Annotated in this window: 12 protein-coding genes; 5 read left to right on the top strand and 7 right to left on the bottom strand. The window is 65.6% G+C overall.

Translation table 11 applies throughout. The features are described from left to right. Positions 1–3: 3 nt before the first annotated feature. From Q7I88_RS15180 to Q7I88_RS15170, 3 genes are all read right to left on the bottom strand, one after another. The gene (locus Q7I88_RS15180; RefSeq protein WP_305096745.1) at positions 4–1848 is read right to left on the bottom strand and encodes a PEP-utilizing enzyme; all 1845 of its coding nucleotides are present in this window, start codon (positions 1846–1848) and stop codon (positions 4–6) included. Positions 1849–2001: 153 nt separating this feature from the next. Next, positions 2002–2988: a helix-turn-helix domain-containing protein gene (locus Q7I88_RS15175; protein ID WP_305096744.1), complete on the bottom strand. Its 987-nt coding sequence runs from the start codon at positions 2986–2988 to the stop codon at positions 2002–2004. Between the two features lie 10 nt (positions 2989–2998). After that, complete coding sequence (locus Q7I88_RS15170; protein ID WP_305096743.1) at positions 2999–3502, bottom strand: hypothetical protein; 504 nt, start codon at positions 3500–3502, stop codon at positions 2999–3001. Between the two features lie 424 nt (positions 3503–3926). On the opposite strand from Q7I88_RS15170, the gene Q7I88_RS15165 reads away from it, so the two are divergent. The 5 genes from Q7I88_RS15165 to Q7I88_RS15145 all read left to right on the top strand — a co-directional run bounded on the left by Q7I88_RS15165 (position 3927) and on the right by Q7I88_RS15145 (position 8713). Next, complete coding sequence (locus tag Q7I88_RS15165) at positions 3927–4802, top strand: hypothetical protein (RefSeq protein WP_305096742.1); 876 nt, start codon at positions 3927–3929, stop codon at positions 4800–4802. 98 nt (positions 4803–4900) lie between these two features. Then, positions 4901–5938 carry an amidohydrolase family protein gene (locus Q7I88_RS15160; protein ID WP_305096741.1) on the top strand — a complete coding sequence of 346 codons (1038 nt, stop codon included), beginning with the start codon at positions 4901–4903 and terminating at the stop codon, positions 5936–5938. Positions 5939–5950: 12 nt separating this feature from the next. Further along, positions 5951–7291 (top strand): dicarboxylate/amino acid:cation symporter, encoded by a 1341-nt coding sequence (locus tag Q7I88_RS15155; RefSeq protein WP_305096740.1) that lies wholly within the window; start codon positions 5951–5953, stop codon positions 7289–7291. A gap of 19 nt (positions 7292–7310) precedes the next feature. Continuing rightward, the gene (locus tag Q7I88_RS15150; protein ID WP_305096739.1) at positions 7311–7775 is read left to right on the top strand and encodes a hypothetical protein; all 465 of its coding nucleotides are present in this window, start codon (positions 7311–7313) and stop codon (positions 7773–7775) included. After that, positions 7772–8713 (top strand): alpha/beta hydrolase, encoded by a 942-nt coding sequence (locus Q7I88_RS15145; protein WP_305096738.1) that lies wholly within the window; start codon positions 7772–7774, stop codon positions 8711–8713. The genes Q7I88_RS15150 and Q7I88_RS15145 overlap by 4 nt, the downstream gene beginning before the upstream one ends. A 67-nt stretch (positions 8714–8780) precedes the next feature. On the opposite strand, the gene Q7I88_RS15140 is transcribed toward Q7I88_RS15145, so the two are convergent. The 4 genes from Q7I88_RS15140 to Q7I88_RS15125 form a co-directional block, all read right to left on the bottom strand. Beyond that, complete coding sequence (locus tag Q7I88_RS15140; RefSeq protein WP_305096737.1) at positions 8781–9134, bottom strand: hypothetical protein; 354 nt, start codon at positions 9132–9134, stop codon at positions 8781–8783. A 69-nt stretch (positions 9135–9203) separates the two neighbouring features. Next, entirely contained in the window at positions 9204–10469 is a 1266-nt protein-coding gene (locus Q7I88_RS15135; protein WP_305096736.1) for a hypothetical protein, read from the bottom strand. A gap of 97 nt (positions 10470–10566) precedes the next feature. Beyond that, positions 10567–11457 (bottom strand): DUF8021 domain-containing protein, encoded by an 891-nt coding sequence (locus tag Q7I88_RS15130; protein ID WP_305096735.1) that lies wholly within the window; start codon positions 11455–11457, stop codon positions 10567–10569. A 122-nt stretch (positions 11458–11579) separates the two neighbouring features. Further along, positions 11580–12611, bottom strand: coding sequence for a DUF8021 domain-containing protein (locus tag Q7I88_RS15125; RefSeq protein WP_305096734.1), 1032 nt, complete (start codon positions 12609–12611; stop codon positions 11580–11582).

Below are 12611 nucleotides of genomic sequence, written 5' to 3'. Positions count from 1 at the left end.
GGATCACGCGTCCTCCAGCACCGGTTCGTCGTCGAGGATGGTCACGGTCCCGCGGCCACCGTCGACGCGGATCCGCTGGCCGTCCTTGATCAGCGTTGTCGCCTTGCCGGTGCCGACTACGGCGGGCAGGCCGTATTCGCGCGCGACGATGGCCATGTGGCTCATGGAACCGCCTATGTCGGACACGGCCGCGCCGATCTTCTGGAAAATCGGCGACCACGTCGGGTTGGTGACCTGGCAAACCAGGATATCGCCCTGCTGGATGCGGCCCATTTCGGCGACCGATTTGACCACCCGTGCCGTGCCTTCGACCACGCCCGAGCACGCCGCGAAGCCCTTGAGCTCCTTTTCATTCTCGGTTTCGTCCTCGAGCCAGGCATCGAGGTTTTCGCGGGTGATGCCCCACAGCATGACGATCGCCGGATCGTCGATCGCGTCGGGCACGTTGCCGAGCGCCGGGGGGCAGCCGTGCTTGCCCCATTCCTCGATCGCCGCCTTGCGCTGGGCGACGAGCGCCGGCCAGTGGGCGGGGCCGCGCGGGGTCCCGCCGATGCCCCAAGCGAGCATCAGGTCGATGATCGCGCTTTCCAGCTCGTACTGGTTGAGGTGGAACACGTCGTCTTCCTTGCCCTCGGGGCCGAAGAATCCGTGTTCGGCCAGCAGGGCGCCGAATTCGCGAATCTTGTTGAAGAACAGGTTGGTGTACCAGTGCTCGCAGTAGAACTTGTGCCCCTCGACATAAGGGAACACGCGGTGAGCGAGGCCGATCAGCTGGTCGTAGGTCGCCTTGTCCTCGTCGGTGTCGAGCAGCTCGCGGTAATCGGCGACGAGCTGCTCACGCTCCTCGATCAGCTGCGCCGTCGGGCGTTCGAGGTCCACGCCCGCCTTGATCTTCTCAATATAACCCGGGAAGGCCGCGAACGGCAGGCTAAGGTCGTCGTTCCAGCTGCGATGGTAATGGTAGAACCCGTCGCCACTGCTGACGTTGAACCACGGGTTGCGGCTGGTCTCGAGCTCCGCCAGCCAGGACCGTCCTTTCTCGCCCAGTTCGTCGAGATCGGCGAGGACCTTGTCGATGTCGGCATCGTCGATGAAATGCGCGTCGACGCCCAGCTCGACTGCGCGGCGGGCGAGGCGCTTCACTTCTTCGTCGGGCCGGAAGATTTCGGCTTCCATCCCTGCGACCATGCGGCTGATCGCCTGGTCGCTTATCTCCGGGAAGGCCTTCTTGCAGAAATCGAAGAAGGTCATGTACGCGCCGTAGCCGAGCAGCAGGAACTCGAAGTGGTGGTGCCACATCCGGTGGTACCCTTCGATCTGCTTCTGGTAGATGTCGAGCAGCGCGTGGTTGGCGGCGATGCCCTTGCCGGTGTGGGTCGTCTCGAGCGGTTCGTACTTGGGCAGCGAGGGGGTCGGCAACGCCTGCGCGTCGGCGATCAGCGCCTTCATCTTGTCTTTCCACTGGGCGTAGAGGTCCTCCCAGTTCTCGTAGTAGTAGAACGCACGGTTCTGGAACTCGCCGACCCGTTCCTCGATCTCGTCCGGGTCGGTCACCGCGATGCCGCCGATGTAGACGCGGCCGTTGATGACCCGGTGGTCGATGCCCTTGGCGGTCGGCAGCACGTGGACCCGGGTGTTGAACGCGCCCAGCGCGACATAGGCCGCTTCCGCCGTGATCATGTCGAAGTGATGCATCGGTTCGGGAAAGTGCATCGAGTTGTAGAACCAGAACTTCTCGTCGTCTTCGGGCACGAACTGGGTGTAGTATGGGTATGCGGCCTGCGCGGCCTCTGTCCCGGGCACGACCTTGATCGAGCTGGGCAGGGGGAAGGACTTGTCTTGGCTCATGGTCGGCAACCTCTCAGATGGGGCCCGCGCGCCGTATCGGCGTCTGTCAGGGTTTCCTCGAAGCTGAGAGTAAGCCCATGCGGGGCGCGCCCGCAAGGATTCGTGCGCAAGTCGAACAGGACAAATGCGCGGGTTGTTTTGTCTTGTTCTTCGTCAGCTCTGCGGCGCGTGGCCGGCGCGCCAGGCGCGCGGGGTAATGCCGAAACGCTTGCGAAACAGGCGGGTGAAATAGCCGGCGTCGAGGAAGCCGCAGCGCCAGGCGATTTCGGATACCGGCAGGCCGGCGGCCCGCGGATCGGCCAGCAGGTCGCTCGCCCGATCGAGCCGGGTGGCGTTGAGTTCTTGCACGAAGCTGGTCCCGCTGCCCGCGAGCAGCGTCTGCAAGTAGCGCTTCGATATGCCAAGCTTGTCGGCCACCGCCTCGGGCGAGAGGTTCGGCTCGGCGTAATCGCTTTCGATCCGGCGCAGGATTTCACGCGCCAGCTGGCCGCGGTGTCGGCTGCCCGCACGTGAGCTGGCGGGCGGGTCGGGGAAGCCCGTGGCGAGGCCAAGCAGATGCCCGACCTGTTCGGCGATGAGCGAGCGCGGCAGGGGCGCCTCGTCGAGGTTGCCGAGCATGGCCTCGAGCAACGCCCCGAGCGGGGCGCCCCAGCCACGCGAACTGTCGAACGGGCGGGCCAGCAGCTCCTCGGGATCGGGCAGGTACTTCTCGAGCCAGCCTTGCGGCATCATCAGGTCGACCGCTTCGTGCTCGCCGTCCATCTCCATCTGGTAGAAGCGGGTGTTGTCGAGCAGCACGAACTGCCCTGGCTCGACGGTGAAGCGTTTGCCGGCCATCTGCGTCCTGAGGCTGCCGCGCCGGGCGTAGACCAGCTGTATCGATGGGGCGGCGCGGCCGCTTGTCCCGTCGGCGCCGGTGTGCGTCACCCGCTGCGCGGGGGCGTGGAGGTGGAGCAGGCGCAGCTGGCCGATGCCGTGGCTGACCCAGCGCGCGGCGAAGCTGTCCTGGTCGAACACCTGCACCTCGATCGGCGCGATCGTGCTCGCCGCCCAATCGCGCCATTCGCGCAGCGCCTCACGCTTGCCGAGTCCGGCGCTGCTCCAACTGGAGTCTTCGGGTGACGGGAGAGGCCTGGCCATTCGCTCCCGCTCAATCGAAAGGCACCTCGTCCTTGCAACTGTTGAAGACCCGCTCGATCGCTTCGCGCGCCCCGGCGAGGTGATCGAAGGTCAGGACCGTCATGGGCTGCTTGCTCGGCTTGAGGCGCAGCTCCATCGTGTCTGCGTCGACCAGCTTGATAAGCAACCGGTCGAGCGAGCGTTCGTTGCCCTTGTTGAGCGCCATCGCGAAGCGGTCATTGAAGCGCCAGCGATCGTCGTACGGCGCGCCGCCGTCTAAACGCACGGCGACTGGCTGAGTTTCAAATTGTCCGTCGGGCAATGGGCGGGCAAGCTGGGCGGTGTTGGCCACGATCCCGACGACCTCGCGCTTGCCCGGCTTGTCGCACTTGAGGATGAACTGCGCGCCGTCTGCCGCCACCACGACGGCCTGGATTGTGCCGTCGCCGGGCTCGTAATAGTTCCAGCCCGGCACCTGACCCGCCGCCGCTGTGGAAATCACCGCCAACGCGGCAGAAATGTAGCGTAACTTCATCTGCTCCCTCCTCATGTCCCGGTCCATCGATACCGGAAGAGACCCTCCGCGACAAATCCGCGCGGGGCGCCGGCGAAAGGTTCCCGTCGCCGGCACCGCCTACGCACCATTTGGCGCGTCCGCGATATAAGTTGCCGTTCTCGCAATAGCGCGTCGAGTCGCGCTGCCGTACTTCCCGGACGAAGGGAGCGTGAGCATGGATTGCCGGATCGCTTACGTCATCGTTGGGGTGAAATCGCTCGAGGACGCTGTTCGGACACGCGAGGTGATTGCGACCAGCCAGTAATGGTCCCGACTTCGTGCTCTGGCTCGGCTCGCTATCACATTACGAATAAGACGGCTTCACGTCTATGATCATATAAACCAATGGTGTTTGTCTGACGAATATGTTGGGTTATCTTCTCCCAACCTGAGGGAGAATGTCATGAAACGATCCGCGTTTGCCGCGTTGATCGTCGTGCTTTTGGCAGCCAGTCCGGCAAGCGCTGTCGACCAGATGCCGCTCGTCCTCCAACCAACGTCGCAATGGAGGCTCGATTTTGCCGACGAGCGCTGCAGCCTTATCCGGCAGTTCGGCGATGGCGAAGATGCAATCCGGTTGGAGATCGACGCCTACGGGCCAAGCTTCAACTACCGGGTGACGTTGGTTGGTGGGCTGGTCCCGGTATCGCGCGCCGTGCCGATCACCGAGCTTAGGGTGGGCTATTCACCCGATCCGGGCGAGCGCGAGCGCTTCCTCCTGCGAGCGGGCACATTCGAGGGGAAGAGCGCAGTATCGTTCAGACTTGGATTCCGGCCCATGGCAGGACAGACCGTCGAGGCGTTCGAAGGCAGCGTGGAATCGGTCACACTGGATTTTCGCAACTTCCAGCCCATCAGGCTTGAAACGGGAAGCATGGCAGCTCCGTTCGCAGCCATGCATCGCTGTATCGATGATCTGGTCGCCAGCTGGGGTTTCGATCCGGTCGCCCACCGATCGCTATCGCGCCCGGTACAGATCGTCGCGGCCGGGGAAGGCCGGAAAATCCTCACCCCCGAGCCTACCAGCGATTTTCCCGGGTGGGCCGAGCGCCGCCGCAAAAAGGCCACCGAGATAGTTTCCCGCGACGGCATGATGGTCCCCGTTCGGCTGATGATCGACGCCGACGGCAAGCCAACTCAATGTGTCGTCCAAGCCGGCTATGTCGACGATGGCTGGCGAGAGAGAATTTGCGCGTCTGTGGTCAGAGACATCTACAGCGCAGCGCTCGACGCCAATGGGCGGCCGGTAGCCAGTTTCATCCAGATCGATTCGAATTGACGCGCGTGCTCCGGGGGGCCAGGCGCAATCGGCGCTGGTCTCGGCGCGCGGGGCTGGCTAGCTTTGGGACGAAGTCAAAAAGCACGGAGAGAGCGTCGATGTCCGGAAAAGTCCGCCTGATCGCCACTGAGGAAGCCTGGACGATTCCCGAGGTCGCCGCCGAGCTCAAGAAAGTCTCCAACGGCCCTTCGCAGAGCCTCGACAAGCTGCTGGTCAAGGGCATCTACGACCAGGAAGGCGGCGGCGCGCAGTATGCCGGGGTCAACTTCCTCGACGGGTTGCTCGACGCCGAGCAGGCCCGGCTCAGGCAAATGGACGAGCTGGGCGTCGACATGCACCTGATGGCGCTCACGGCTCCCGGCGTGCAGATGTTCGATGCCGATACCGCAATGGAGCTGGCGATCGTTGCGAACGACCGGCTCGCCGCCCTGTGCCGCAAGTACCCGACTCGCTTCGCCGGTCTCGCCAGCTTCGCCCCGCACAGCCCCAAGCGTGCGGCCAGGGAGATGGAGCGGGCGGTAAACGAGCTCGGGCTCAACGGCTTCATGATCAACAGCCACACCTACGACGAGTACCTCGACGATCCGAAGTTCTGGCCGATCCTGGAAGCCGCCGAGGCGCTGGGCCGCTGCATCTACATCCACCCGCGCGCCGCGTCCTATGGCTTCAAGGGTCCGCTGCAGGACTACGGCATGGACTCGGCGATGTGGGGCTACGGCATGGAAGTCGGCACCCATGCAGTGCGGATGATGGCAGGCGGGGTGTTTGACGAATTCCCCAACCTGAAGATCTGCATCGGCCACATGGGCGAGGCGGTGCCGTTCTGGCTCTGGCGGCTCAACTTCATGAACACCCGCGCGCAGAAGGCGGGCCGCTCGAAGAAGACCAAGCGTTCGATGGCCGAATATTTCCAAGACAATTTCGTCATTACCACCAGCGGCGTCGAGGACCCTCTGGCGCTGCGCTATTCGATCGACAAGCTCGGCATCGACAACGTGATGTGGGCGATCGACTATCCCTACCAGCCGATGGAGCCCGCGGTGAAATTCATCGAGGATTTCGCCTGCACCGAGGCCGAGCGTCACGCGCTGTGCCATGGCAACGCCGAGCGCGTGTTCCATATTGCGCCGGAGTAAGCGGAAGCGAGCGTGCTGACCGACGAACTGCTTCGCGACGTCACGCCGGAACGGCTCATCCGGCTCTACCACCAGCGCACCAAGATGCGGCTCTGGGTACGCTCGCGCCTCTGGGCTCAGGTCCTTATCGCTATGGCGCTGGGCGTACTTGCGGGTTGGCTGCTGGGTCCTGCGCCAGGCTTGGTCCCCCGCTCGACCGCCGAGGCCATCGGCGGTTGGCTGGCTCTGCCAGGGCAGCTTTTCCTCGGCCTCATCGCCATCGTCCTGGTTCCGCTGGTCTTTTCCTCGATCGTCGGCGGACTTGCGGCAACTCCGTCGAGCGAGGCGATGCGCGCGATCGGTCTTCGCCTCGGACTTTACATCCTGCTGTCGACGAGCCTTGCCGCGACCATCGGAGTCAGCCTGGCGCTGGCGTTCACGCCTGGTGAGCGGGTCGACGTACCGGTCCCGGCGGTCTCGCCCCTCCCCAGCGCCGTGCCCGCCTTCGACATTGCGCGCCTGCCCGACCTCGTGGCCGGCGTTCTGCCGACCAATCCGGCGGCCTCGATCATCCAGGGGGACCTGCTGGCGATCGTCATACTCGCGCTTCTCACCGGTGTCGCCGTGACTCGTATCCAGAAGAGCAAAGCCGACACGCTGCTGGCGCTCCTGGACGGCGTGCTGTCGGTCTCGATGACGATCGTCCAGTGGGCTATGTTGCTCTCGCCGCTGGCGGTCTTCGGCTTGATGGCGAAGTTGATGATCCAGGTCGGCGCCGACAGCCTGCTCGGCCTCGTCGCCTATGTCGGGACAGTGCTGCTCGGATTGGTTTTGCTGTTTCTCGGCTATCTGCTCCTGCTCACCGCTGTCGGCAGGATCGGGCCGGGCCGCTTCCTCGCCCGGGCCGGACAGACTCTCGTGCTGGCGTTCTCTACCTCGAGCTCGTCGGCGGTCATGCCGGGAACCATCCAGACCGCCCGACGCTTCGGCGTGCCCGATCGCGTGGCCAGCATGGTGGTGCCCATCGGGGCAACGATGAACATGGCAGGCACGGCGCTCTACCAGAGCGTCGCGATCCTGTTCCTCGCGCAGATTTCCGGAATCGAACTCGGGTCCGGCCAGTTGTTGCTGATCATCGGGACCCTGGTCGCCTCTTCGATCGGGGCCCCGGGTACGCCGGGGGTGAGCATGGGCATTCTCGCCAGCGTGGCGGCCGGATTCGGCATTCCCGCCGCGGGCCTGGTCATCATTCTCGGGGTCGACCGCCTGCTCGACATGAGCCGGACAGTGGTCAACGTAACGGGCGACATGGCCGCCTCGGTCCTGTTAAAGGACGCGCTGGGCGACCTGGGCAAGAGTGGCGGGACCACCTGATGAAGGGGGAGGATCGCGGATGACCGTTTACGGATTGCTGATCGCGCTGATGCTGGTGATGAAACTGGCGCCGGACTCGCCGCTCGGGAACTGGTTGCTGCGGCACGGCGTCGAGCGACCGCTTGAGCGGCTTGGCAGCATGCGACGTCACCACCTGATCTTCGCCGTGCTGTTCCTCGCCCTGCTCGCGATAGGGGGCGAAATGATCGTCGCGCTCGGCAGCGCCGACCTGTTCGTGCTCTACGCTCTCGATCTCTCGCTTTATATCGACGGAATGCTCGCGGTCATGGCGGCGGCGAGCGTGGCGCGTTCCCGCACGGGCTTCACGCTGCTGCGAGCGCAAACGAGCCAGATGGCGGCGCGGCTGCGGAGGGTCTTCGGACAGCGCCGCAAGCGCCGCCGGATCGAACGACCGAGACGCGGCGAACCGACCAACGACGACGAGCACCCGGCCACTACGCCGGTCTGGAAAATTGCCGCATGAGCCGCTCGCGCCACCTCGTCGACCCGCAGATTGCCGCGATGCTCGACATGCCGCCGGTCGAGCTCAACGCCGAGACGTTGGCCGATGTCCGCGCCAACCCCCTGTTTTCCGCCGACGAGCTGCCAAAGCCCCCGTTTCCAGTGACCGAGGTCTACGCCCCGAGCGAGCACGGTCCCGACGTCCGGCTGGTGATCCAGAACCCGCCGAGCGAGGAGACAGGCCGCGGCGCTATTCTCCACATCCACGGCGGCGGCATGGTCGTCGGCACCGCCGACACTTCGATCTCCAAGTTTCCTCTGGCGCAGGCACACGACGTGGTGATCGCTTCGGTCGACTACCGCCTCGCCCCGGAAAACCCGTTCCCCGCCCCGCAGGAGGACAATTACGCCGCGCTGCTCTGGCTTGCCGGCCATGCTACCGAACTCGGTGTCGATCCCAGTCGCATCGTGGTGATGGGCGAGAGCGCCGGCGGCGGGCTCGCCGCCAGCCTGGCACAGATGGCGCGCGACCGAGCCGGTCCGAAAATCGCCGGGCAAGTGCTGGTCTACCCGATGCTCGACTGGCGCACCGGCGGGCCCGACTGCCAGTGGAAGAACGCTCATACCGGCGAATGGATCTGGACCCACGAGAAGAACCGGTTCGGCTGGGAAGCGCTACGCGGCAATTACGATCCGACGGGCGAGTGCAAAGGCTGGTTTTCGCCTGCGCTGGCCGACGATCTTGCAGGCCTGCCGCCTGCCTATATCGCCACCGGCGCGCTCGACCTGTTTCTCGACGAGGACCTCGACTACGCCCGCCGCTTGATCGACGCAGGGGTGCCGTGCGAACTCCACGTCTATCCCGGCGCGATCCATGCCTTCGAGATGGTGCCCGAGACCACGCTGGCGGCGCAGGCCGCCGCGGACCTGGAGCGTGGGCTGCGGCGGTTGCTGGGATGAGCGGTAGCGGCAACATCTCGGGATGCGCGCCTAGGCTTCTTCCCCCTCGCGGGTGGAGTGCGGCTGCCTAGCTGCGGATGGGCACGACGTTCGGTGCCGATTGCTCGGCGCACAAGGTTTCGAGCTGCTCCTGGCCGAGCGGTTCGGAGAAGCGCACGCCGAGAGCGCCGCCCTTGCTCCATTTGAGCGAGCCTTGGATCGGCGCGCAGCCGGCGAGGATGAGGACGAGGCGCTCGGACCTTGTCACGCCGACCGCGCCGGTGTGCATGCGGCAGCCGTGGCGACCCAAGTCCGTGACCAGCACCTCTTCCTCCTCGCGACCGCCGATCGAACACCGGCCTGGGATGGCGACCTGCTCGCGCCCGGCCGTGCGATCCCTCGGTCCGGACTGGACCAGTTTTGCGCTCTTGCCTTTTGCCATGCCGGCACCCTGGCAGGCGGCGGTTAATCCGGGCGGTAGGGCCGTGGTTACCCCTGTGCTAACCAGGCCCTAGCCGCAGAGCCCGGCGGCGCGCGCGGCGATGCCCTTCAAGCCTTTGGGGCAGGGCGGTTTGACCGGAGCGGACGGCGCTTGAGGACTACTGCTTGCGCCGTCGTTGCCGCTACCGTTTTCGCCGGACGAGAAGCCACCCATGCCCGGCATGCCATGCATGATCATGGTGTTTGCGCGGAAGCGTACGCGGGCTATCCATTCCGGCTTCCATGCGGCCTTGGCGTCGGCGGGCCGCGGTGGGTAAGCGAAGTCGGCTTGCGGGCCGTAGGCGTAAAGATTGATCATCGGCATCTGTGCGCCGGCCTGGCGGACCTCGGCCGGGATCGCGCACGAGGTCCGGCTGGACGGCATCACCGTACCGGCATCCACCAGCCGCCTGACCGCGGCGGGCGAGAGCCATTCGGCGAGACTGCCGCCGAACTGCTGGGTCGAGGCAGAGGTCCACCAGACCATGTCGCTCGCTTCCCCGCGCGCGTCGGTGTTGGCGCCCATCGCCCAGGCATAGTAGCCGGTCGCCGTGGGAAGCGCGTTCCACGACAAGTCGAACGCGCCGCTCGGCGTGTCGCGCGAGGCGGCATTGAGCGGCGCCATGAAGTCGTCGGACAGGGTAAAGGCGATGTCGGGCGCATAAGTGCTCTTGACGCTGTGCGCCCCGAGCAGCGAGGCATTGGCGGGCACCGACTTGCTGTCTTTCGCATTGGGCCACTCGCCGTAGGTCTTGCTGTTCTGTCGGGTCACGCTCCACTCGTCGGGCAGGTTGACGCCTTGCGAGAAAAGACCGGGGGGGACCTGACCCCGCGCCAGCTTGGAGAAGTCGATGACCACCGGCTGGCCTTTGGGGGCGTGCTCGCCGCAGCCCCAGAACAGCAGCAGGCGGCCCTTGGGCATCTGGCCTTGCGGCATGCCCGGCACACCGGTTTCGCGCGGGGAGGGGCTATCGACGGGTGTGACCAGCGGGACCGACGCGCCGAGCCCGGCAGCCGGCGGCATGAAATGATCGCCCTCGGGCTTTCCGGTCGGGGCTCGGCTCGAGCCGAGCCTGAGCTGCAGCTCGTGGATGGCCTGGGCGCCGCCTCCGCGCAGCGCGGAGAGCACTCCGCCAGCACCGGCGCCGGCGGCCATCGCGGCCATCCCCGATGTGGTCCCGGCATCGACGGTGTAGCGCGCGATCGGCGGACTGACCTGCTGCTGCGACAGCGCCGCGCCCCCGGCGGCGAGTGCGACAGTCCCAACCGAAACCAACACAATCTTACGGCGAATCATCTTCCCACTCCCAGAACCTGACCGCTTCGCAATATGTCACCGCCTGGGAGCGGCGGCATTAGGAAATATACGACGCCGCGGCGGGCAGGGTATGCCGTCAGGCGTTGGGATTCACTCCGGCTCGATCGAATCCGCCTTCGTCGTTGGCCTGCGGGCCGGGGATCGCGGTCAGCGTGTGCACAGCGCGAATCTTGCCGTCGATGTAGCGGAAGGTGTGCACATCGGCGCCGCCTTCGGAGCTGCCGAAGCGGCAGAACACGTTGATCACGCCCTTCTCGGGATCGATCAGGTAATCGCGGTTGACGATGTAGAGCACGCCCTTGGGAATGCCGACCTCGCAGCTCGCGTCGGGCTTGCCCTCGCGATTGGTATAGGCGCCGCCTTCGAGCCGTGCACAGGGCTGGCCCCACGGGATATCGGTGAACTTGTCGGCGAACGCGTCGAGATAGGCGTTCGCGCCGCGGATCATCTCGGCGGGCGGGGTGTGCTGGTATTTCATCAGCGGCCCCCAATCCTCGGCCTTCGAGTACTTCGCATAGGCGTTGGCATTGAACAGCCAGTCACCCTTCTTGGTGACGATCGAATCGACGCGGATGACTTTGCCCTTGTCGAGATAGAGCCGCGTGCCGATCACGTAGGGTGTGCCCTCGGTGACGATGACCTCGGAAAAGGTCTTGCAGCGCAGCGGGTCATGGAAGCTCATAGCGTGAGCTACGGGCAAGGCGGTGTTCCACAGCCCGTCGGCCGCCGGAACGGTCTTCATGTTCTGCAGGTACTCGGCCTTGTCGTGCAGCGGCAGCGCGGCGAGCGTGCCCTTCTTCTGGCCCTCGACATAGGCGGTGGTCGCGGCCTTGAGCTCGTCCATCGTGCAGGTCGGCTTGTCGACCCGCGGGGTGTAGGGGCTCGGCGGCGGACCGTTCTGGGCCAGGGCAGGGCTGGCTATGGCGGCGGCGACCAGTGCGGCGGCGATGGTGGTGGCAATTCTCATGGTTCTTCTCCCTATCCGTCACCCTGAACTCGGTTCAGGGTCCATCTCTCCACTTGCAAAGGTCTGCCGGTGGGGCACGATGGATGCTGAAACGGGTTCAGCATGACGATGAAAACAATGACTTACCTCACGTCCTGGATCTCTTCGCTGCGGCACTGCTGGTAAGTGCTCCAGCCCGAGCACATGCCGTAAGGGCCGCGGATGAAGATCGCCTCGATCCGGCGGATCTTGTTGTTCTCGATCTTGAACAGCTCGCCCAATTGCCAGGTCCAGTTGATCGGGCGGTGGTCGAAGAAGGCGAACGAATAGACTAGCCCGCGCTCGCGATCGACCGCGACGAAGCGGCGGTCGCGGATGCCGGTGACCACGCCCTTGAGCGCGGTTTCGAACTGGCCCTTGCAGGTCATCACCGGGTTGCCGCGCATGCCGGGCTGCCCGCCGGGCGCGGCGGCGAGCATGCCGTTCTCGCGCCGTAGGCAGTCGTCGGTGAAGGGATAATACCCCTTGCCGTCGTTGCGCTGCATGCCTTCGAAATACTGGTTGGCGACCGCGATCAGGTCGGCGCGGCTCATCCGCTCGCTTTCGGGAACGGTCTCGAGGAAGATCGGACTGGGGCTACCCATCTTCTCGACCGCTGCGCCCGTGGCGCCGAAGGGAGTTCCGTCGCCGCCCGCCGCGGCGCCGCCCAGCGGACGGTCGGGCCGGGCGACGATCTGCTCGACCTCGCTGATCTTGCCGGCATCGTCAATCCGCAGCCGGACGTCGATGCCGACCGGCTCGGGAGCGCGCGCGGCCCCGGCGGCGCTCGACGAGGCCTGCTCCATCATCGTGCCCATGAAGGTGATCATCTGCGTCTCGGGATCGGGCACGTAGAACTTGTAAGTGCCGAGCCCGCTGGCGGTCGCCCACAGCCCTTCGTTGCCGAGCGGCAGCTCGACCCCGTTCTCGGTGAAGCGGACCGAGCGGGCGAAGAGGTCGTCGCCGACCTTCTGGTCGACCATCGCCTGCAGGTACTTGTTCATGTAGCCTTCGAGGCAGGCCCGCTGGCATTCGTGCTTCGCCAGCGGCACGCCGCCCGGCGGTTCGTCGGCGGCGGCGGGCGCGGCCAGGCCGAGCGCCAGGCAGGCCAGCGCGGCGTGGATCGGAAGCTTCAT

This window comes from Croceibacterium aestuarii, from assembly GCF_030657335.1.
GTDB lineage: Bacteria > Pseudomonadota > Alphaproteobacteria > Sphingomonadales > Sphingomonadaceae > Croceibacterium_B > Croceibacterium_B aestuarii.
Note: the sequence above shows the minus strand (reverse complement) of the source record. Positions and strands in the feature narration are given on the sequence as shown.